This window comes from Flavobacterium sp. XN-5 (genome assembly GCF_008033395.2).
Taxonomy (GTDB): Bacteria; Bacteroidota; Bacteroidia; order Flavobacteriales; family Flavobacteriaceae; genus Flavobacterium; species Flavobacterium hiemivividum.
Window position 1 is genome coordinate 278,326 of the sequence record NZ_VOGZ02000001.1, and the last position, 21,361, is coordinate 299,686.

Consider the following 21,361-nt stretch of genomic DNA (forward strand, 5'->3'; position numbering starts at 1 on the left):
CTTCCGATAAGAGTTTCTCCTATTATATTAAGACATGAAATTAATAATTCCACATATCTGATTCAAAATCACGTATTTTTTCTTTCACACGATCAGATTCTAACAATTGATTCTGTGCATTGTCTTTCATGTATTCATCAATAGACCTATCACCGTAAACATTTTCTTCTTTATAGATTACGCTATTAAAACGTCTAGAGTTCAATATTTGGTCAAAAGAAATTGGCATTGCTGAATTCTTATCATTAAAAGCTTTTGCTTCATGTAAAACCTCCCTAGCAGCAGGGAAGAAAATCCAGAATAATTCGATATAATCTTTCTCATCACTGTTCATAGAATAAACATCAGGAGTTACTGGACAAATACCTAACAAACGGTATTTTAATTCACTTTGACGTTTGTCAAAATACCAGTATCCTTTTATTTTATACTGCGTAACGTCTTGTGCCGTAATATCAGATCTTAAAATATATTCCGGAGACACACTTGAACCTGCATTTACTTGCTCTCTACCTACATCCGTTGTATCAATACGACTCAATGACGATTGAATATCTTGAAATGATTTTTTAGTATTAAAATAACTGTCTGTATAAACTTCAGTAATTTCACCGCTTCTTACAGCCTTTGTCAATACGTCATACAAGGAACGTCTATCAGAGCCAATGTTAGCAGTATCGATTGGAAAATACAGAGCGAAATTAATTTTTTCACTCAAATCTATTATCTCCCAAACGGTTTTACCCATCAAAATATCTCTATCATGTACATAACCATAAGCCAATGGTCTATCATTGTCTGATATGAGTTGTGCCGCAGTTTTAAGACCTATCTCATCTGGTGTTTTTGCATTTAGCAAATTAGATTGTGCATATGATGCAAAACCTCCAGTAATGGATATAACAACTATTAAAAAATTTCTAACATTCATCATAATATGATTATAAATATTGAAGTAACCTCTCTCCGGCAACTTACGTTTTATTGTATTTCAAAAATAACCGCAGACGTTCTTGGCAATAAATAACTACCCGCTCCAACAAGTTTTGTTTTAATTTCTGAAATTGTAACTTGGTCACCTCTACCTGCTTTAGCAAGCACAGCCTTACATTGTGCATTCAATTTATCACCTTGCACTACCACAGTTCCTTGACCTGATACTTTTAAATTAAAACCAACAACGTTTAAACCAACTTCAAAGTCAAAATCTTCTAGTTTAGCTCCAATGGTAGCAATTTCTAAGTTCGATTTAGGACCTTTTACAACTCCCGTTTCTCCTCTAATAGTTCCAGTTGGACTAGGAATACCTTTAATTCTATATGCTTTTCTATCTGTTGCAACTTTCCCATCAGACATTTTACCTGTTACGCTAATTACAACTTCATTTCCACTACCTGGACTCATGTTGTATTTTCCATTACCTACTTTAGTTAAACCAGGAGCAGATGCAGAAACATCACTATCAGCAATTCCTGCAAATGAAATCGACATTGGATTTACAACTCCTCTGTACACTACGTTCATTTTATCTGCAGATATTGTAGCTGAATTAGGTCTTGGTACAACCACATATTTACCTTCAAATTTTAAAGGAACCGTTTTACCGTCTTCAAGAAAAGCAAACTGTCCAGCAATTTTTTGCTCTCCTACACCTCCAGCAGTCATCGAAATCACCGCTTGTCCATTAACAATTTTTCCTGGACCAGAAAAAGATGTTGGTTTTGTATTATCATCATATCTACCAAGAACCACTTTACCAGTAACAGCTTCTCCTTGAAAATAAGCATTTTTATCCAACACCACGATTGCTTGATAATTACTGTAAGAAGCCGCAGCAACCGCCGCTTTTCCTAGAGCAGAACTATATACATCAGATTCCGCTTTATTAATATCATTTTGCCAAGTTGAAAGCTTAGCTACAGTAGCAATAGCAGGGAAGTTTTTAAAATGATATGATAAGAATTTATCTTGTAACCCTTCTTTATTCTTCACGTCAGAAATATCAAATTTACTCTCAACTTCTTTAATTATAGAAGCATATTTTCGATCCGTACCTAAAGCAGTCTTCATATCTGCCTTATACTTATTTATTGCAGCTTCAATTTCTTTTCCTTTTTTCGAATAGCCTTCACCTACAAACCAGTCATCTATATTATCCCCTTTGTCCATGTCTTCATAGGGTAACTTTCCAGTTTCTGGGTCTACTTCAAAACCTTTAGTCGCTTGTAATTTTAAGTCTGCTATATAATTAAAGAAATTATCGGTTATTGATTTTACTTTATGAGCAGTTTCGGCTGCTATTATGAATTCTCCTTTTGCTTCAGCTGCCTTGGCATCTAACGCAGTTAATAATTGGTCGTTAGATAGTTTAGAACTTTCATTTGAGGCTTCAAATTTTTCATTCATCAATCCAAAACCTGAAATAACTTCCTTTGATACATTCATTGCCAACATAGCGATAAAAACCAAATACATTAGGTTAATCATCTTCTGTCTAGGGGTTAGTTTTCCTCCTGCCATATTTTCTACTAATTAGTTAGTTGTTATTTGTATAGTTCGAAACTAATTATCCTTTATTTCCCATTGCAGAAAGCATTCCACCATAAACATTGTTTAATGATGATAAGTTTGTTGTCAGCGATTGCATTTGTTCTTTTAACTTCATATTGTTTTCAAGAACTTCTTCATTAATTTGAGCATTTCTAGAAGCACTTTGCAATTGCACTTTATACAAACTATTTAACGATTCCATTTGCGCTGCAGCCACAGTTAACTCTTCACTGTATTTTTTAGTAGAAGCCATAGATTCAGCTGTTGGAGCAATACTTTTTGCAGCTGATTCAAAATTTTTGATACTACTTCCTAAACTTGACATTAATTCTCCATCAATTTTAGCTTCTTTAAGCATCGCATCTAACTTTTGGGATAACATCCCTTGCGAATCTGAAGGAGTTTCCACTCTTTTTTTAGTTTCTCCTTTGACACCATTAGACAACTCAGGATATACCAATGTCCAATCTAAATCTTTATCCACAGGCTCAAATGCAGATAATGCAAAAATTAAGGCTTCAGTTAACAGTCCGATCGAAAGCATCAAAGTACCTGTTAAAGGTCCAAGTTCAAAATGTGTGATTTTAAATAAAGCACCTATGATTACAACTGCTGCACCCATTCCATATGCGAAATTCATTGCTTTTTTACTTAATAATGCCATAATTTTTTTGATTTAAGGAGGTTGTTTTTTATCTGTTTTTAACTTTCTTTCCGTTTCCGGTTGTTTGCAATCCCATGTAATCCTGAACAGTTCTAAAACCGATAAAACTGCGAGCAGAATCAGCATATTCGAAATCTCTTGTGCTTACTTGTAGGAAATAAGCAACGTCTTTCCATGATCCACCACGAACTACCTTACGTTTATTAGACGCATCTAATACATTTGGATTCATTGAGGAAACATATTCATAAGCATTAGGGTCATATGAAGAATCTGTCCACTCAGAAACATTTCCTGCCATATTATATAGATTATAACCATTTGGCTCATATGATTTAGCTTCTACTGTATACAGTGCTTCATCAGCGGCATAATCACCTCTATTCGGTTTAAAGTTTGCCAGAAAACAACCTCTATCATTTTTAGTATAAGGCCCACCCCATGGATATGTTGCTGACTCTAAACCTCCTCTTGCAGAATATTCCCATTCTGCTTCTGTTGGCAATCTAAATGAATTAATTTGATCACGACCTTTCTTCTTTGATTTGATATAACTATTTTTATTTAGAGTTCTCCAAGCACAAAAAGCTTTTGCTTGAGTCCATTTCACACCAACTACTGGGTAATCGCCGTAAGCTTTATGCCAGAAATAATCATTGTGCATTGGTTCATTATAAGAATAGGCAAAATCTTTAATCCATACTGTAGTATCAGGATACACTTTTACTTCTTCCGTTTTTATAAAATCTTTTCTTTTCCCTACTTTAGCCTTTGCAGCAGCTTGAATATCCATCCAAGAATAACGAAATTTTAATTTATCAACATCGATAGTTCTTAAACCATTATAAGACGCCTCTATTGGTAAATACATAGAGTCCATTACCTCTACATAATACTCATCTGGATATAATTTAGGGTCAGTAATTAATTTTACTTTTTTATTAAGTCTTCTTCCAGCATAAGGATCGTCATCTGTACCAATACTATAATAGTTATCATACATGTATTTATCGTAAGCAGTCATTTTTTCAGGATCTGAATCATTGAAAGCAAAATCTCCTATACTACCTGCATTTTTTCCTTTACCTTTTGCATCTCCAGCCGTTATACCACTCATGTCTGCAAGAATAGCTAATCGCACTCGCATTGTAGAGTCTTTTACCCATTCCACGAATTGACGGTATTCAGAATTTGTGATTTCAGTTTCATCCATATAGAATGACCTAACGGTTACGGTCTTTGTTGTAGCATCTTGAACTGCAGCTACATCTTCATCAGATTTACCCATAGTAAAAGCGCCACCAGGCACCAAAGTCATACCATAAGGCTTCTCAGGATGCCATTTACCTCCCTTAACTCCGACCAATTCCCCTTTGTCGCCTGATTTACCACAACCGACTAACAGCGCTAATATTGCCATAAATGCAATGAACTTCTTCATATAAATGCGGGTTATATATTCATTAATTTTAACGTTTGTAAACCTATTTATTAATTTCCAAAAAAACAATATTTTTAATCCAAAGATTGTTTTTTTGAAAATTAATTTAGTTGTATAAAAAACAATGGTTTTAAATGCTGTTTTTACGTTGTGCTTTCCACCATCTCTCTGGTAATTCCTGATTGCATGCGCCTAGATATTCATCATAAGAACAAGGTAATAACGTATTTCTTTTTAATTTATTACTTCCATTTGAAATAAATGGTATCTCAATCCACCATCTGTCCGTTTTATCACTTTTATGAAAAACAAGCGTTTCTTCTTCCAGAGGAACACTATATTTTATATAATTTTCCCGACTTCCAAAAGGATATTCATTCGATCGATAATGAAATCCTTCTATAAAATACCAAATTATCTGCGCAATCAAAACAGCTTCTTGAGCTGAATTATTATGGTTAAAGATACCAAAAATAGATACTTTATCACTTATTCCAGCGTATCGTGACAAAGAGCATATTTCTTTTCCGTTAAAACCATTTGGCGCAAACGGACTAAAATTACCGGAATCTGATGATTTTACCGAATTCAAATCAAGACTTACGACGTCTGCATCTCTAAAGACAGGCTCAGCTAAGGCAATGTTGTTAGAAATCTCTCCTAAACGGTAGCCATCAAAAAACAACTTTTCGATTAAATCGATCTCTTCTTGTGAATTATAATAAGTCTGATATCCGATATTACAATAGTTAAACAGATTATTTGGCTCGTCTATTATTATTTTAGTCAAGTAAGAAGAGGCGGATACCTCATCATTTTCTTTACCAAAATCGAACTTACTATCAATTGAAACTAAATTTACCATTTGCTCCAGCTCGTCAAATGCACGGTATAGCGCAAAGGTCAAATCTTGAGAACCACCGATAACTATAGGTATAATTTTTTTCTTAGTTAAATTAGAAACTACTTTTCGCAAAGCAAAATAAGTATCCTCTATAGAATCTCCTGGCAAAATATCTCCTAAGTCGGCGATTGAGGCATCCCAATTCCCAGGAAACATCGTGTATAATTCTTTACGAATTGGATATAAATCTACTGTTTCACTTTCTCTACCACTTCCGCGATTATCGAGAACTCCAATTACAGCGATATTTATCTTGTTTAAATCTGGAAACTGGTCTTTAGTATGAAATACAATTTTACTTCCCAATTGCTGAGAAGTCAGTCCTTGAACCAATTCAAGAATTTCAGTATCGTTAGGCTTTAAAAAATCGAATTCCATTTTATTTCTTTTTTGCTACAGGTTTTTTCGCCGCTGGTTTTTTAACTGCTGCTTTCTTAGCTGGCGCTTTTTTGGCAGCCGCTTTTTTAGCAGGTGTCTTCTTAGCTATCATTTCTTGAACTTCTGCCAATGTCAGTTTTGTGGCATCAACTTCTTTAGGAAGTTCAATTTTGATCTTTCCTTTGGTTATAACAGAGCGCCCCCAACGTGCTTTTTCGACAAGAATTCCTTCTTCTTCCCAGTTATGTAAAACTTTATCTATGTTTTTCTGTAACTTATCTTCTATCAATGCTTCAATATCTAATTGTGATAAATTATCATAATCGTATTTCTTACTCACATTAATAAACAAACCGTTCCATTTGATGAAAGGACCAAAACGACCAACACCTTTCTGAACACCTTCACCCTTATATTGAGCAATCGGTGCATCAGCAATTGCTTTCTCATCAATTAATTCTTTAGCTCTATTAAAATCTACATCTAATGGATTCTCCCCTTTTGGTAACGATACAAAAGCAGCGCCATGACGAATGTATGGACCATAACGACCATTACTCACCTCAACTTCTTCATCTTTATATTGTCCTAGATTTTTAGGAAGTAAAAACAAGTTTAAAGCTTCTTCTAAAGTGATGTTTCCAATATTTTGCTCCGTTAATAAACTGGCGAATTTTTTCTCTTCATCATCTGCTTCTCCAATTTGCGCCATAGGACCAAATTTCCCTAAACGAACAGAGACTTGTTTTCCACTCACTGGATCTTTTCCTAGAATTCTTTCTCCACTTTCTCTCTCAGCATTAGCTTCAACATCTTTAACTGTTGGATGAAATTTATCATAGAATTCCTGCATCATCTCTGTCCAGTTCACATTTCCTTCGGCAATCTCATCAAAATCCTGTTCTACTTTGGCAGTAAAATTATAATCTAAGATATTTCCAAAATTCTTAACCAAGAAATCAGTAACGATGGTTCCTATATCTGTTGGAACTAATTTTCCTTTATCAGAACCTGTATTTTCTTTAAGTAACTTCTCCCCTACTTTATTAGACTGCAATGTAAGCTGCGTGTAATTGCGCTCTTGACCGTCAAGATTTCCTTTCTCAACATAATTTCTGTTGATAATTGTCGAAATAGTAGGAGCATAAGTAGATGGACGACCAATTCCTAATTCTTCCAGTTTCTTTACCAAAGAAGCTTCAGTATAACGAGCCGGAGCTCTTGAGTAACGCTCTGTTGCGGTAATGTAATTGTTCTGCAATTTTTCATTGACTTTCATCGCAGGCAACATTCCTTCTTGCTCTTCCTCATCGTCATCATGACCTTCTAAGTACACTTTCAAGAAACCTTCAAAAAGTAAAACCTCACCAGAAGCTGTAAAAACCTCTTTATGATTATTAGCTTCAATTTTTACGTTTGTTCTTTCCAGCTTTGCATCACTCATCTGTGAAGCCAAAGTTCTTTTCCAGATCAAATCATATAAACGCGCTTGATCTCTATCGATATTTACGGTATGACGCGACATATCTGTAGGTCGAATCGCCTCATGCGCCTCCTGTGCCCCTTTACTTTTGTTAGTAAAAGTTCGAGGAAAAGAAAATTCCTTTCCGTAAGATTTAATGATTTCAGCTTGAGCAGCATCCATAGCGTCCTTAGAAAGATTCACACTATCCGTTCTCATATAAGTAATAAGTCCGGCCTCATATAAACGTTGTGCTAATTGCATTGTAATCCCCACAGGCAAATACAATTTCCTTGCTGCTTCTTGCTGTAAAGTCGAAGTAGTAAAAGGTCCTGTAGGTGACTTTTTTGTTGGTTTTGTTTCTAAATCAGAAACTTTATAAGTAGAACCTATATTTTTATTTAAAAAATCTTCGGCTTCTTTTTTTGTATTGAAATTCTTAGGAAGTTTTGCTTTGAATGATTTTCCTGACTCATTGGTAAACTCAGCAACAATTGAATAACTGGCTACTGCATTAAAATTTTGAATATCTCTCTCACGCTCCACAATTAAGCGAACAGAAACAGATTGCACACGACCGGCTGAAAGTCCGCCCTTAATTTTTCTCCATAAAACAGGAGACAATTCATAACCCACTAAACGGTCTAAAACGCGACGCGCCTGTTGTGCGTTTACTAAATTATAATCAATTTCACGCGGATTATCAATTGCTTTTAGAATTGCAGTTTTGGTAATTTCGTGAAATACAATTCGTTTTGTTTTCGCTTTATCTAATTTTAATTCTTCGGCAAGATGCCAAGAAATAGCCTCACCCTCGCGATCCTCATCACTTGCTAACCAAACCATTTCGGCTTTTTTAGCTAATCCTTTCAACTTGGTAACTAAGGCTTTCTTATCCGATGAAACTTCATATTTAGGTTTAAATCCGTTCTCTACATCTACTCCTATTTCTTTGGAAGGCAAGTCGGCAATATGCCCGTAACTTGACTCCACTTGAAAATCACTACCTAAAAATTTCTCGATTGTTTTCGCCTTTGCAGGGGACTCAACTATAACTAAATTCTTTGCCATTGCTCTATTTTTCTGCAACAAAAGTATCTATTTTTTTTAAATATAGAGATTATGAAGTCATTTTTAAAATAATTAAATCCACAAACATCTATATATAATGAAGGGAAACGACTGTTTTTTTGTCTCAATTTATTTCATTAGGTTTACTTCGTTAACCAAAATAGCGTGGTTAAAACTTAGAAATGAAACGATCAGAACAATTGGAAAAATTCCAACAAACCGAAAGTTGGGATGTCATTATAATAGGTGGCGGTTCCAGTGGTTTAGGTATCGCCGTCGATGCAGCAAGCAGGGGTTACAAGACGGTTTTGTTAGAAGCGATGGATTTTGCAAAAGGTACCTCAAGCCGAAGCACCAAATTAGTTCATGGTGGAGTCCGTTATTTAGAACAAGGAAATATCTCTTTGGTGAGGAAAGCCTTAAAAGAAAGAGAAATAATGGCTCGAAATGCCGGGCATTTAGTATCGAACCAGTCTTTTGTTATACCAATTTACAATTACTGGAGTGGCTTTATGTACAGCTTTGGCCTAATTTTATATGATTTGATGGCAGGCAGTCTAAGTTTTGGAAAATCGAAATGCATTTCGAAGAAAAAAACAATTGAGTTTCTCCCTACTGTGCTACAAAAAGGATTAAAAGAAGGTATTATTTATCATGACGGACAGTTTGACGACGCCCGAATGGCAATAAATTTAGCACAAACCGCAGTGGAAAATGGCGCCTGCGTTTTAAATTACATGAAAGTCATTGACCTAATTAAAGATGACAACCACAAAATAATCGGTATTGAGATTGAAGATCAAGAATCTGGCGAGAAACATAAGATTTATGGCAAGGCGGTAATCAACGCAACTGGGGTTTTTACCAATTCAATTATGAAAATGAATGCGGCCAACTATAAAAAATTCATTGTTCCAAGTCAAGGAATTCATTTAGTTTTTGACAAATCATTTTTACAAAGTGATCACGCTTTGATGATTCCGAAAACGACTGATGGAAGAGTGCTGTTTGTACTGCCTTGGCACGGAAAAATAATTATTGGAACAACCGATACCGAAGTGAAAAAATCAAGTTTTGAACCAATTGCTTTAGAAAAAGAAATAGCATTTCTCTTAGAGAACGCTCAAAAATACTTATCTAAAAAACCTGATCGTTCTCACGTATTATCACTTTTTGCAGGACTAAGACCGCTTGCAGCACCTGAGAAAGAAGGTGAAAGTACCAAAGAAATTTCCAGAAGTCATAAGGTTATCGTCTCCAAAACTGGACTAATAACAATAACTGGAGGAAAATGGACTACCTACAGAGAAATGGCGCAGGACACTGTTGACAAAGCTATAATCGTACATCAATTACCGAAAAAAGAGTGTAAAACTAAAGATATTGCGATTCACGGAAACAAAAAAACGTCCGAAATAGATCGGCAAGATCATCTATATATTTATGGAACTGACCTAGCTGAAATAATAGCGTTGCAAAACAAACAACCCGAGTTAAGAGAGAAATTACATCCAGCCTACGACTATACTATGGCAGAAGTAGCCTGGGCGATTCGTTATGAAATGGCAAGAACAATAGACGATGTTTTGGCAAGGCGAGTTCGACTATTATTTTTAGACGCTCGAGCTGCTATTGAATCTTCTGAAAAAGTATGCGACTTATTAGCACTAGAATTAGCGCATGATGAAACATGGAAGCAAAATCAAATGGCAGCCTTTAAAAAAATTGCCAACGGATTCCTTTTAGCTGAATATAGAATACAATAACAATTAATGAAACATGTTAAAGAAATATCTGTTCAGGGTTTCTATTCCTGATACAAACCCTTTCAGAGTTGCAAACTCTGAAAGGGTTGTTTATTTTAATGAAATAAAAAATCAGGAACGAAATCCTCAACATAACTCAGGTTAACCACAATTATATAAAATACAAACAGGTATAAACACATCCTTTAAAAAGACTCATTCATACCTGTATTTATCTGAAAAGCTTTATCTTTTATTTCCCGCCTTTACCTCTTACCAGTGCAACTATAATTATGATAAAAACGGCAACACCTACAACTATCATCCAGGGCTCTGCATACCAATTGCTCCCTGCTTCTCCCACGGTTAAATTAACATCCACTTTTTTGTCTTCTTGCGCCCACAAAACACTTTGAAAAAAGAAAAGTGCGCCGATCGCTAAATAATTTTTTGAATCCCCGATGATTTTTAAAAACTGTTTCATGTCAAAATTTGTTTAAATTAAATAATACATTTTAGTTATAATCCAAATTTAACACATTTATTCTGAGAAAACATTATATAATTTTAACATTTATTTACACAATTCCTTTTTTATTAACATAATAAAAAAATTATAATTCAATTTCAAGATCTATCAAACTTCTACAAATATTTTCTGAAGAGAAAATACCGTCACTAAAGTAGGTCATCGAAGATTCAGTCCAACCAAATAACTCCACACTTATATTCGAACCCACATTAGAAATAAAAACCAAAAACATTGTTAAATCTTCATCTGACATCTTGTCATATCTGTTGCAATTACCTTATCTTTGTGCCCTGAAAAAATAAGATGGAAAAGATAATTGAAGAAAGCAAACAAGGCGAAAGTCTTGTGTTAGAAAATAAATCTGAGAATACTAAAAAACTCTTTATAGAAAGCTATGGCTGTGCGATGAATTTTTCAGACAGTGAAATTGTAGCTTCCATATTGTCTGGAAACGGATACAACACCACTCAAATTCTAGAAGAAGCTGATTTGGTTTTGGTAAATACCTGTTCCATTCGTGATAAAGCAGAACAAACAATAAGAAAGCGTTTAGAAAAATATAATGCTGTGAAGCGCATTAACCCAAAAATGAAAGTTGGGGTTTTGGGCTGCATGGCAGAACGATTAAAAAGTCAGTTTCTGGAAGAAGAAAAAATTGTGGACCTTGTTGTAGGTCCTGATGCCTATAAAGATTTACCTAATTTATTAGCAGAAGTAGAAGAAGGACGCGACGCCATCAATGTGATTTTATCGAAAGACGAAACTTACGGTGATATTTCGCCAGTTCGATTAATGAGTAACGGAATAACCGCTTTGGTTTCTATTACGCGTGGTTGTGACAATATGTGCACGTTTTGTGTAGTACCTTTTACACGCGGACGCGAACGCAGCCGTGAACCACAAAGTATAATGTCCGAAATTCAGGATTTATGGGATAAAGGGTTCAAAGAAATCACACTTCTTGGACAAAATGTCGACAGTTACCTTTGGTACGGTGGCGGATTGAAAAAAGATTTCGCAACCGCTTCTGAAATGCAAAAAGCAACCGCAGTTGATTTTGACCAATTATTAGAAATGGTCGCTGTTGGTTTTCCAAAAATGAGAATCCGATTTTCGACTTCTAATCCACAAGACATGCACGAAAGTGTATTGCACGTAATTGCAAAACATCCAAATATCTGTAAACACATTCATTTACCGGTTCAATCAGGAAGTAATAGAATATTGAAAGAAATGAATCGCTTGCATAGTCGTGAAGAATACATGACATTGATTGATAAAATTAGAACTATCATTCCAAACGGATCTATCTCTCAAGATATGATTGCAGGTTTCCCAACGGAGACAGAAGAAGATCACCAAGATACTTTGAGTTTGATGGAGTATGTAAAATACAACTTTGGCTATATGTATTCCTACTCTGAAAGACCTGGAACTTTGGCTGGAAGAAAAATGGAAGATGATGTTAGCGAAGAAATCAAAGCGCGAAGATTGCAGGAAATTGTAGACTTGCAACAAAAACACGCTTGGTTGCGCTCTGAAGAATTTATCGGACAAACGGTAGAAGTTTTAGTAGAGAAAGTTTCGAAAAAATCCACAGAAGAATTTTCTGGAAGGAACTCACAAAGCATTACTGTGGTTTTCCCAAAAGAGAATTATAAGATAGGTGATTTTGTGAATGTTAAAATCACAAACTGCACAAGTGGAACTTTAAAAGGAGAAGCAGTAGGGTTAAGTGAAATGAATTAAAAAAAAGTATAAAGTGTAAAGTTTAAAGTTTTCCTCAATTGGCCAACTTTAAACTTTAAACAAAACGACTTTAAACAATATAGAACATGGATACAGTTCAAGCTATAAAACAACGATTTGAGATTATCGGTAATGACCCGAAGCTTAATCGTGCGATAGAAAAAGCCATTCAGGTTGCTCCTACTGATATTTCAGTATTGGTGGTTGGAGAAAGTGGTGTTGGGAAAGAAAGTGTTCCAAAAATCATACATTCCCTTTCGCATAGAAAACATGGAAAATACATTGCAGTGAACTGTGGCGCCATACCTGAAGGAACGATTGACAGTGAACTTTTTGGACATGAAAAAGGGGCATTTACAGGCGCAACAGCAACACGTGAAGGTTATTTTGAAGTAGCTGATGGTGGAACGATCTTTTTGGACGAAGTTGGTGAATTACCACTAACCACTCAGGTGCGATTACTTCGTGTACTTGAAAATGGTGAATTTATAAAAGTAGGTTCTTCCCAAGTTCAAAAAACTGATGTGAGAATTGTAGCGGCGACTAATGTCAATTTATTTGATGCTATCGAAAAAGGGAAATTTAGAGAAGACTTGTATTATCGTTTAAGCACCGTGGATATTCTACTACCGCCATTGCGAGACAGAAAAGATGATATTCATTTATTATTTAGAAAATTTGCTGCTGATTTTGCTTTCAAATACAAGATGCCTCCATTGAAACTGGATGAAGGCGCAGTGCAGGTTTTGCAAAAGTTTCGCTGGAGCGGAAACATTCGTCAGCTGCGAAATGTAGCTGAACAAATTTCTGTTTTAGAAACCAATCGCGATATTACTGCTCCCATTTTACACTCTTATTTACCTGTGGAAGGCAGCAATTTGCCTTCTGTAATAAAAAATAAAAAAAGCGAGAGCGACTTTAGTAACGAACGTGAAATTTTGTACAAAGTCCTTTTTGACATGAAAAGTGATTTACATGATCTAAAAAAACTTACGTTAGAGTTAATGGAAAATGGCAGTTCAAAAGTTCAGGAGACCAATAAAAACCTAATCACAAAAATATATGGTTCTAAAGAAAACGATAGCGAAATCGACTTTGAAGAAGAACCAAGGACAGCGCTGATTACCACCCAAAGCAATGAAGGAACGTATCAAGAGAATGAAGATAATTATCTATTTGCCGAAACTGTCGAAGAGGAAGAAGAAATCCTAAGATTAGAACAAAAAGAGATAGAAATGATTAAGAAATCATTAGAAAAAAACAAAGGAAAACGAAAAGCAGCAGCGGATGAGTTGGGGATTTCGGAAAGAACTTTATATAGAAAGATTAAACAATTTGACCTTTAAAAAGAAAAAATAATTTCAAAATGCAATTATTGTACATTTGAAAACAGAAATTGGAATTTGGGGTTTAAAAAATTGGAATTTATTATTATATGAAAAAAATATATTGTCTTCTATTAGTACTTACAGTATTTATGATAAACAGCTGTTCTGTATATAACTTTACGGGAACTGGAAAAATCGATGCAAAAACATTTCAGGTTAACTTTTTCCAAAACAATGCAGAATTGATCGAACCGGGAATTGACAGGACATTTACACTTGCCTTGCAAGACATTATCCAAAATCAAACGAATCTAAATTTAGTAAAAAGTGGAGGAGATTTGACTTATGAAGGAGAGATTACCGATTATAGAATAAGCCCTATGACGGCAACCGCTGACCAGCAAGCTTCCCAAAACCGTTTAAAAATAAGAGTAAACGTTCGATTTACTAATAGAAATAAAGAAGCCGATGATTTCGAAAAATCGTTTGAATTCTACTATGATTTTCCAGCTACCCAACAGCTTACTGGATCTACTTTAAATAACGCCTTAGAAGAAATTTTTAAAAGAATCACACAAGACATATTTAATGAATCTCTTGCAAAGTGGTAAACTCCGCTTCGCAATTTGATTTAAAAAATCTGAAATCTGCAATCAAAAAATGAACGCAACTACTTATACGACCTTAATTAACAAACCGAATACTATTTCGGAGCAACAAACTTTAGCTTTAGAAAAAGTATTGGATGAATTTCCTTTTTTTCAAAGCGCTAGAGCTTTGCGATTAAAAGGACTATACAACCAAAATAGTTTTAAGTATAATTTTGCATTAAAAGTTACAGCTGCACACACAACAGACAGAACTGTACTTTTTGACTTCATAACTTCGGATGGTTTTGTTGCTATTCAAAAAAAGTTATATGATAAAAAAGCACTTGAGCTTCTTGATATTGATGTAATTGACAGCGAAATAATTACTACTCAAGAGAAATTAGAACCTAAAAAAAATACGGTCGAGCAATCAATTCTTAGTTCAATCAAAGTAGCCTCTCCAGTTGAACCGAATGAAAATATAACGGAAACAGAAGAGAAGCTAAACATTGGAACTCCTTTAGATTTTTCGAAAAATGAAAAGCACTCCTTTCAAGAATGGCTACAATTATCCAGAACTCAGCCTATCGACAGAGAGAACGAAATAGACAGCGTTTCCAAGCCACAGAACGAACACCAAAAGAAAAAAGCCGCATTAATAGATAAATTTATTGAAACTAGCCCGAAGATCTCCCCAGTTAAACATGGTACTCCCTCTACGGTAAAAATTGATATAAATCAGGACGATCATTCTTCATTAATGACTGAAACTTTGGCCAGGGTATATTTAGAACAAAAAAAATATCAAAAAGCCATTCAAGCTTATGAGATATTAATTTTGAAATATCCAGAAAAAAGTAGTTTCTTTGCAGACCGTATAACGGATATTAAGATTTTACAACAAAATAATAATTAAACAATGAGTACATTTTCAATTTTTTTAGTTTTAATAACAATAGTTTGTTTTCTATTGATTGTAGTAATAATGGTTCAAAACCCTAAAGGAGGAGGATTATCATCTACTTTAGGAGGTTCTCAAATGTTAGGTGGAGTTCAAAAAACAACTGACTTTTTAGACAAAAGTACTTGGACATTAGGGACAATACTAATCGCTTTAATATTATTATCAAGTTTAAGTTTCACTGGAACATTAAGTGACTCAGATTCTAAAATTATTGAAAACACAGGAACTACTGCTCCAGTTACACCTGTTACACCAGTACAAGAAGCACCAGCTACTAAATAATTCATCACATATATTTTAAAAAATGCCAGCCTGTCAAAGCTGGCATTTTTTATAAGAAAATATGTCAGTTCAACAAGGATGGCATAATTTCTGACTTTCAATACACACTAATAAAATTAAAAAATAAAATCATGGCTTTAAACATTAAACCACTTTCTGATCGCGTTCTAATCGAACCAGTGGCTGCTGAAACAAAAACTGCGTCAGGGATTTTTATTCCAGATACTGCTAAAGAGAAACCACAAAAAGGAACTGTAGTTGCAGTTGGTAATGGTACAAAAGAGCATACAATGACAGTAAAAGTTGGAGACAGCGTTCTTTACGGAAAATATGCTGGTACTGAATTGAAATTAGAAGGAAAAGATTATTTGATAATGAGAGAAGATGATATTCTTGCAATAATCTAAAAATTAAGAATCAAGAAAACTTGAAACTTTAAACAAAATAAACTTTAAAGAAATTAAAGAAATGGCAAAAGATATAAAATTTGATATTGAAGCACGTGACGGATTAAAACGTGGTGTTGATGCATTAGCAAATGCGGTAAAAGTTACTTTAGGACCAAAAGGTCGTAATGTAATCATTGGAAAATCATTTGGTGGACCAACGGTAACTAAAGATGGTGTTACTGTAGCTAAAGAAATTGAATTGAAAGACCCGTTAGAAAACATGGGAGCTCAAATGGTAAAAGAAGTAGCGTCAAAAACCAATGATTTGGCTGGAGATGGAACTACAACTGCAACTGTTTTAGCACAAGCAATTGTAAAAGAAGGATTAAAAAACGTTGCTGCAGGAGCAAATCCAATGGATTTGAAACGTGGTATCGATAAAGCAGTAGAAGCTATTGTTGCTGACTTAGCGAAACAAGCTAAAGTAGTAGGAAGTGATTCTGAAAAAATCAAGCAAATCGCATCAATCTCTGCAAATAACGACGAAGTAATTGGTGAGTTAATCGCTACTGCTTTCGCAAAAGTTGGAAAAGAAGGTGTAATCACTGTTGAAGAAGCAAAAGGAACAGATACTTATGTAGATGTTGTTGAAGGAATGCAATTTGACAGAGGATACCTTTCTCCGTATTTTGTTACTAATTCTGAAAAAATGGAAGTGGAATTAGAGAATCCTTATATTTTGTTATATGACAAAAAAGTTTCTTCTCTAAAAGAATTATTACCAGTTTTGGAACCAGTTGCTCAATCTGGAAAACCATTATTAATTATTGCTGAAGATGTTGATGGTGAAGCATTATCTACGTTGGTTGTAAATAAATTACGTGGAGCTTTAAAAATCGCTGCTGTAAAAGCACCTGGTTTTGGAGACAGAAGAAAAGCAATGCTAGAAGATATCGCTATCTTAACTGGTGGAACTGTTATTTCTGAAGAAAGAGGATATACTCTTGAAAACACAACAATCGAAATGTTAGGTACTGCTAAAAAGGTAACTATCGATAAAGACAACACTACAATTGTAAGTGGTGCTGGCGAAGCTGACATGATTAAAAATCGTGTAAACCAAATTAAAGGTCAAATGGAAGCGACTACTTCTGATTATGACAAAGAAAAATTACAGGAACGTTTGGCTAAATTAGCTGGTGGAGTTGCTGTACTTTATGTTGGCGCTGCTTCTGAAGTAGAAATGAAAGAGAAAAAAGACAGAGTTGATGATGCATTACACGCAACTCGTGCAGCTGTAGAAGAAGGTATTGTTGCCGGTGGTGGCGTTGCATTATTAAGAGCTAAAAACGCATTAAGCGCTATAAAAGCTGATAACGCAGACGAAGCTACTGGAATACAAATTGTATCTCGTGCTGTTCAAGCTCCATTAAGAACTATTGTAGAAAATGCAGGTCTTGAAGGTTCTGTTGTTGTTGCAAAAGTAGCTGAAGGAACAGGTGACTTTGGATACAATGCTAAAACAGATGAGTATGTTGATATGCTAAAAGCAGGAATTATCGATCCTAAAAAAGTAACTCGTGTAGCTTTAGAAAACGCTGCTTCGGTTGCGGGAATGATCTTGACTACTGAATGTGCTTTGATCGATATTAAAGAAGAAAACGGTGGAGGAAACCCAATGGGTGGAGGTATGCCGGGAATGATGTAATATCAAACTCATTTTATAAAAAAATCCGTCTCGTTTAATAATGAGACGGATTTTCTATTTAAAGTACTCTGTTAATCTCTTTAAATTTTAATAGCAATAACATCTCGTTGAGAATAAGAAAATATTACCTCAGTTAAGAATGACGTTAACCATTAGATCGCAGCTTAATTAACGCCAGAAAAGGAGACACAAAGAGAATACTAATAACTAATCGAGTATCGTATATTATACAACTCATCAAAATTGTTTATAAAAAAAAATCCGCCCAGTTGATTAACGGGGCGGATTTACAATTAATACAAATCAAAAAATAAACTCTCAATTCATTTTCGAACCTTTTTTTTTACTCTTCAGTTACTTTAGTTTTTTTAGCGAATTTAAGAAGTACCGGTGAAAGTGTTAATACTACTAAACCGATAATTATTAATTCAATATGGTTTTTCAAATCTATTTGATACGTATTTAGCAAGAAACCATAAAGGTAATGACCTGCAAAAATCAATGTAAAAGACCATAGTAAAGAACTTACAATGTTATAAAACATAAATTTCTTTTTTTCCATTGATACAATCCCTGCAACTATAGGTGCAAAAGTTCTAAATATAGGCAAGAATCTTGCGAAAATAATGGCTCTTCCACCATGTCTTTCAAAAAAATCTTTGGACTGAACTAGATATTTTTTCTTGAACCAGAATGTATCTTGTTTATTATACAAATAATAACCGCTTTTAGACCCAAACCAGTAACCTATCATATTACCCAAAATACCCGCCAAAGCGACTAAAGAAGACAACAACATAACATTCATAAAATCGCTATCTATAAATAATATGTTTTCTATCAACTCTCTGTTATAAATCCCTGCAAGAAAAAGCAAGCTATCCCCCGGCAAAAAGAAACCCGCAAACAGACCGGTTTCAGCAAACACGATAAACAACACGATGTATATACCTAACTTTATTCCATTAACATCAAAATGGATATAAAAAAGTGGATCTATTAAATTTTTCCAATCAAAACTATTCATTATTCGGGGTTTGTTGCTTAAATTATTTTGTGCGTGAAAGTAGTTATAAATTATTTTAACCGCAATATATTAGAACATTTTAAAGTTTTATTAACTATAAATCAAAAAAAAATCCAAGGTTAAAAACCTTGGATTCTAAAACTATTTTCTTTCATACATACAACAACCATGAAGACTATTGTATTGCTCTTGAGTCGCTTTGACTCCCTTTGTATCGTGTCCCTCCTTTGCAACTGCTTTTTCCACATTTAAAAGTGAAGTTTTTTGCTCATTTACAACCAAGTCCAATACATGAGTATCAACATTCCAAATCGCAGACTTTACGCCTGAAGTTCCATAAGCAGCTTTCTCGATTCGTTTCTTACACATCTCACAATTACCGTTAACTGCAACAGTATATTTGGCATTTTTATTCTTTTTCTCCTGTGCTTGAGCACTAAATCCTATAAACACTAGAGCAATAATAACAATTATTTTTTTCATTTCAATTTTTATTTAATAGTTTATTTAATTTTAAAACGCAATCCTGCATAATACATTTGACCAAAAACAGGTGCATACACAATTGACGTATCAAAAGTAGTTCCAAAAGGATTCGAAGCACCTAAAATTGCTTTTTCTTGTTTGTAATTTCCAATATTCTCCCCTCCTACATACACTTCAAAAGTAGAAGAAAAAGTTCTGGTAACTTGTGCATTCATAACAGTGAAAGAGGGAGAAAAATCAGGCTGTCTGTCTTCTACTGGATTGCCCAGCGTTGAAGGCAATTGCTGTTTTCCAAGCCAATTTAAGGTATAATCAAATTTCCATTGCTGCCCTTTTTCCAAGATATGTGTTTCAAAAGCTAAATTACCAAAAAAACGATGTTTCGCTTGCATAGGTCTTTGAAAAGTTCCCGACAAATAATCTGTTTGAATATCATAGTATTTATAAGCCGTTCTCAGATTTAGATGTTTGGCTAATTCATAATTAAACTCTACTTGCAAACTATTTGCAATCGATTTACCATTCAAATTATAAAACAAAACCTGCTGAGCCCCTTGAAATAGATCAACCACAACTTGATTTTTAAAATCAGTTCTGTAAAAATCAAAACCTACATCTCCGCTTCTGTTAAACAAGTAAAAACCTTGCATAAAACTCAAACCATAGTTCCATGCAATTTCTGGGTTTAATCCATATATCTTTCCATCCGTATTTAAAACATCAAATGTTCTTGAACTTGCAAAAAGCTGTTGATTTTCGGCAAAAATATTAGCACTTCGCTTCCCTCTTCCTGCTGAGAATCGCAAAACTCCTTTCTCCCATGGGTTGTATCTCGCATGTAATCTTGGCGTAATAAAAGTTCCCAAACGATTGTGATTGTCAACCCTTCCTCCTAAAACCAAACTGAAATCGTCAGTATTATCATAAGTATATTCGAAAAAAGCGCCAATCGAATTATCGATTCTACTAAAATCCGTAACACCTACATATTCATCATAAGCATCGTAGGTAAAATTCAAACCCGTAGCAAATTTATTCATAGTATTATTGATTATCGAATTGAAAATCAAATTTGAATAATAGCTTTTCTGTTTGATATTATATTGGTTTAAACCAAAATAAGAATCTTGGTCATGACTGTTAAATGCGTTTTGAAAACCAATACTTTGATACGGCATTTCCGGAAAAACATAACCCAACTTAGTCGATACATCAACACGCTCGGTATTGATTTCTGAACCCCAAATATTAGTAGTTCCCCTATCTCTAGTAGGATCAAATTCTAATTCTCCAGTTTGCTTTTTGTCATTCATGTAGCGTAAGTTGACAAAACTCACCCAACCTTTTTCGGCATCAGTATATTGCCAACGATTCATTACATTGATTTGTTTGGCCAATGGATTATCCAGAAAACCATCATCATTCATGTCGTTTTTAGAAACTCTAGTATTTCCGTGAACAAAAAGACTACTGCTCCATTTATCAGATATCTTTCTATTGAAATGAGTGTTTAACTCAAACCTAGAATCAGTCGATCCATATGCATTCAAGAAAAAAGGAATATCATCTATTGGTTTAATTAGCTCTGTATTGATTTGTCCTGAAATACTTTCGAAACCATTCACGACAGATCCTGCGCCTTTGGTAATTTGAATGCTTTCCACCCAAGTACCGGGAGTAAAAGACAAGCCATACGCTTGAGAAGCTCCGCGCACTGATGGAATATTTTCCTCGGTGATCATCAAATAGGGACTTGTTAAACCTAGCATTTTTATTTGCTTGGTCCCCGTTAAAGCATCCGAAAAACTAACGTCAATAGATGGATTAGTTTCAAAACTTTCGGCAAGATTACAACAAGCAGCTTTAAGCAACTCCTTGCTTGTTAGTGTAGTTGTGTTTGATGTTAGTGTATATGATTTTTTTAAGGCTTTACTGTTTGTGTTAACTTTAATTTCCTGCAAGGTGTCCTGAGAGTAGGAATTATAAGCGCAGAACAAAAACAACAAAAGCATTGTTACTTGTTTATTCATGGTATAATTTTTATGTTTTAAAAAAGTTTTTTGAAGCTAGAAGTTGTAGCTACCTTTTAGA

19 protein-coding genes are annotated in these 21,361 nt (G+C 34.5%); 8 read left to right on the top strand and 11 right to left on the bottom strand.

The annotated features are described in order from the left end of the window. Window positions 1-40: 40 nt before the first annotated feature. The 6 genes from gldN to topA form a co-directional block, all read right to left on the bottom strand. Window positions 41-931: a gliding motility protein GldN gene (gene gldN, locus FQU23_RS01200; protein WP_147672918.1), complete on the bottom strand. Its 891-nt coding sequence runs from the start codon at window positions 929-931 to the stop codon at window positions 41-43. Window positions 932-981: 50 nt separating this feature from the next. Then, a complete protein-coding gene (gene gldM, locus FQU23_RS01205; protein WP_147672241.1) occupies window positions 982-2,520 on the bottom strand; it encodes a gliding motility protein GldM in 1,539 nt (512 codons plus the stop codon). A gap of 46 nt (window positions 2,521-2,566) precedes the next feature. Continuing rightward, window positions 2,567-3,214, bottom strand: a complete 648-nt coding sequence (gene gldL / locus FQU23_RS01210; RefSeq protein WP_132108376.1) for a gliding motility protein GldL — start codon at window positions 3,212-3,214, stop codon at window positions 2,567-2,569. A 28-nt stretch (window positions 3,215-3,242) separates the two neighbouring features. Next, window positions 3,243-4,655 (bottom strand): gliding motility lipoprotein GldK, encoded by a 1,413-nt coding sequence (gene gldK, locus FQU23_RS01215; protein WP_147672242.1) that lies wholly within the window; start codon window positions 4,653-4,655, stop codon window positions 3,243-3,245. A gap of 130 nt (window positions 4,656-4,785) precedes the next feature. After that, on the bottom strand, window positions 4,786-5,937 hold the full coding sequence (locus tag FQU23_RS01220; protein WP_147672243.1) for a formimidoylglutamase: 1,152 nt from the start codon (window positions 5,935-5,937) through the stop codon (window positions 4,786-4,788). 1 nt (window position 5,938) lies between these two features. Next, window positions 5,939-8,470 (bottom strand): type I DNA topoisomerase, encoded by a 2,532-nt coding sequence (gene topA, locus FQU23_RS01225; protein ID WP_147672244.1) that lies wholly within the window; start codon window positions 8,468-8,470, stop codon window positions 5,939-5,941. 182 nt (window positions 8,471-8,652) lie between these two features. Between topA and FQU23_RS01230 the strand changes: the two genes are divergently transcribed. Further along, window positions 8,653-10,236 (top strand): glycerol-3-phosphate dehydrogenase/oxidase, encoded by a 1,584-nt coding sequence (locus FQU23_RS01230; RefSeq protein WP_147672245.1) that lies wholly within the window; start codon window positions 8,653-8,655, stop codon window positions 10,234-10,236. Between the two features lie 232 nt (window positions 10,237-10,468). Here FQU23_RS01230 and FQU23_RS01235 read toward each other — a convergent pair whose 3' ends face one another. After that, a complete protein-coding gene (locus FQU23_RS01235) occupies window positions 10,469-10,699 on the bottom strand; it encodes a hypothetical protein (RefSeq protein WP_147672246.1) in 231 nt (76 codons plus the stop codon). A 130-nt stretch (window positions 10,700-10,829) separates the two neighbouring features. Beyond that, entirely contained in the window at window positions 10,830-11,000 is a 171-nt protein-coding gene (locus FQU23_RS01240) for a hypothetical protein (protein WP_165425710.1), read from the bottom strand. A gap of 50 nt (window positions 11,001-11,050) precedes the next feature. Between FQU23_RS01240 and miaB the strand changes: the two genes are divergently transcribed. The 7 genes from miaB to groL all read left to right on the top strand — a co-directional run bounded on the left by miaB (window position 11,051) and on the right by groL (window position 17,757). Next, window positions 11,051-12,496 carry a tRNA (N6-isopentenyl adenosine(37)-C2)-methylthiotransferase MiaB gene (gene miaB, locus FQU23_RS01245; RefSeq protein WP_147672247.1) on the top strand — a complete coding sequence of 482 codons (1,446 nt, stop codon included), beginning with the start codon at window positions 11,051-11,053 and terminating at the stop codon, window positions 12,494-12,496. An 86-nt stretch (window positions 12,497-12,582) separates the two neighbouring features. After that, window positions 12,583-13,842: a sigma-54 interaction domain-containing protein gene (locus FQU23_RS01250; RefSeq protein ID WP_147672248.1), complete on the top strand. Its 1,260-nt coding sequence runs from the start codon at window positions 12,583-12,585 to the stop codon at window positions 13,840-13,842. An 89-nt stretch (window positions 13,843-13,931) separates the two neighbouring features. Beyond that, window positions 13,932-14,435, top strand: a complete 504-nt coding sequence (locus FQU23_RS01255) for an LptE family protein (protein ID WP_147672249.1) — start codon at window positions 13,932-13,934, stop codon at window positions 14,433-14,435. A 49-nt stretch (window positions 14,436-14,484) separates the two neighbouring features. Then, entirely contained in the window at window positions 14,485-15,330 is an 846-nt protein-coding gene (locus FQU23_RS01260; protein ID WP_147672250.1) for a tetratricopeptide repeat protein, read from the top strand. 3 nt (window positions 15,331-15,333) lie between these two features. After that, window positions 15,334-15,660 carry a preprotein translocase subunit SecG gene (gene secG, locus FQU23_RS01265; RefSeq protein ID WP_147672251.1) on the top strand — a complete coding sequence of 109 codons (327 nt, stop codon included), beginning with the start codon at window positions 15,334-15,336 and terminating at the stop codon, window positions 15,658-15,660. A 131-nt stretch (window positions 15,661-15,791) separates the two neighbouring features. Then, window positions 15,792-16,067: a co-chaperone GroES gene (groES, locus tag FQU23_RS01270; protein WP_074721502.1), complete on the top strand. Its 276-nt coding sequence runs from the start codon at window positions 15,792-15,794 to the stop codon at window positions 16,065-16,067. 61 nt (window positions 16,068-16,128) lie between these two features. Continuing rightward, entirely contained in the window at window positions 16,129-17,757 is a 1,629-nt protein-coding gene (gene groL, locus FQU23_RS01275; RefSeq protein ID WP_147672252.1) for a chaperonin GroEL, read from the top strand. 343 nt (window positions 17,758-18,100) lie between these two features. Here groL and FQU23_RS01280 read toward each other — a convergent pair whose 3' ends face one another. The 3 genes from FQU23_RS01280 to FQU23_RS01290 all read right to left on the bottom strand — a co-directional run bounded on the left by FQU23_RS01280 (window position 18,101) and on the right by FQU23_RS01290 (window position 21,300). Then, window positions 18,101-18,784, bottom strand: a complete 684-nt coding sequence (locus FQU23_RS01280) for a DedA family protein (RefSeq protein WP_147672253.1) — start codon at window positions 18,782-18,784, stop codon at window positions 18,101-18,103. A 141-nt stretch (window positions 18,785-18,925) separates the two neighbouring features. Continuing rightward, entirely contained in the window at window positions 18,926-19,267 is a 342-nt protein-coding gene (locus FQU23_RS01285; protein WP_147672254.1) for a heavy-metal-associated domain-containing protein, read from the bottom strand. A 20-nt stretch (window positions 19,268-19,287) separates the two neighbouring features. After that, on the bottom strand, window positions 19,288-21,300 hold the full coding sequence (locus FQU23_RS01290; RefSeq protein WP_147672255.1) for a TonB-dependent receptor plug domain-containing protein: 2,013 nt from the start codon (window positions 21,298-21,300) through the stop codon (window positions 19,288-19,290). Window positions 21,301-21,361 lie beyond the last annotated feature (61 nt).

Excerpts from the sequence above, each read along its gene's own strand:
- gldN (WP_147672918.1), bottom strand. The coding sequence starts at position 931 with ATGAATGTTAGAAATTTTTTAATAGTTGTTATATCCATTACTGGAGGT.
- gldM (WP_147672241.1), bottom strand. The coding sequence starts at position 2,520 with ATGGCAGGAGGAAAACTAACCCCTAGACAGAAGATGATTAACCTAATG.
- gldL (WP_132108376.1), bottom strand. The coding sequence starts at position 3,214 with ATGGCATTATTAAGTAAAAAAGCAATGAATTTCGCATATGGAATGGGT.
- gldK (WP_147672242.1), bottom strand. The coding sequence starts at position 4,655 with ATGAAGAAGTTCATTGCATTTATGGCAATATTAGCGCTGTTAGTCGGT.
- FQU23_RS01220 (WP_147672243.1), bottom strand. The coding sequence starts at position 5,937 with ATGGAATTCGATTTTTTAAAGCCTAACGATACTGAAATTCTTGAATTG.
- topA (WP_147672244.1), bottom strand. The coding sequence starts at position 8,470 with ATGGCAAAGAATTTAGTTATAGTTGAGTCCCCTGCAAAGGCGAAAACA.
- FQU23_RS01230 (WP_147672245.1), top strand. The coding sequence starts at position 8,653 with ATGAAACGATCAGAACAATTGGAAAAATTCCAACAAACCGAAAGTTGG.
- FQU23_RS01235 (WP_147672246.1), bottom strand. The coding sequence starts at position 10,699 with ATGAAACAGTTTTTAAAAATCATCGGGGATTCAAAAAATTATTTAGCG.
- FQU23_RS01240 (WP_165425710.1), bottom strand. The coding sequence starts at position 11,000 with ATGTCAGATGAAGATTTAACAATGTTTTTGGTTTTTATTTCTAATGTG.
- miaB (WP_147672247.1), top strand. The coding sequence starts at position 11,051 with ATGGAAAAGATAATTGAAGAAAGCAAACAAGGCGAAAGTCTTGTGTTA.
- FQU23_RS01250 (WP_147672248.1), top strand. The coding sequence starts at position 12,583 with ATGGATACAGTTCAAGCTATAAAACAACGATTTGAGATTATCGGTAAT.
- FQU23_RS01255 (WP_147672249.1), top strand. The coding sequence starts at position 13,932 with ATGAAAAAAATATATTGTCTTCTATTAGTACTTACAGTATTTATGATA.
- FQU23_RS01260 (WP_147672250.1), top strand. The coding sequence starts at position 14,485 with ATGAACGCAACTACTTATACGACCTTAATTAACAAACCGAATACTATT.
- secG (WP_147672251.1), top strand. The coding sequence starts at position 15,334 with ATGAGTACATTTTCAATTTTTTTAGTTTTAATAACAATAGTTTGTTTT.
- groES (WP_074721502.1), top strand. The coding sequence starts at position 15,792 with ATGGCTTTAAACATTAAACCACTTTCTGATCGCGTTCTAATCGAACCA.
- groL (WP_147672252.1), top strand. The coding sequence starts at position 16,129 with ATGGCAAAAGATATAAAATTTGATATTGAAGCACGTGACGGATTAAAA.
- FQU23_RS01280 (WP_147672253.1), bottom strand. The coding sequence starts at position 18,784 with ATGAATAGTTTTGATTGGAAAAATTTAATAGATCCACTTTTTTATATC.
- FQU23_RS01285 (WP_147672254.1), bottom strand. The coding sequence starts at position 19,267 with ATGAAAAAAATAATTGTTATTATTGCTCTAGTGTTTATAGGATTTAGT.
- FQU23_RS01290 (WP_147672255.1), bottom strand. The coding sequence starts at position 21,300 with ATGAATAAACAAGTAACAATGCTTTTGTTGTTTTTGTTCTGCGCTTAT.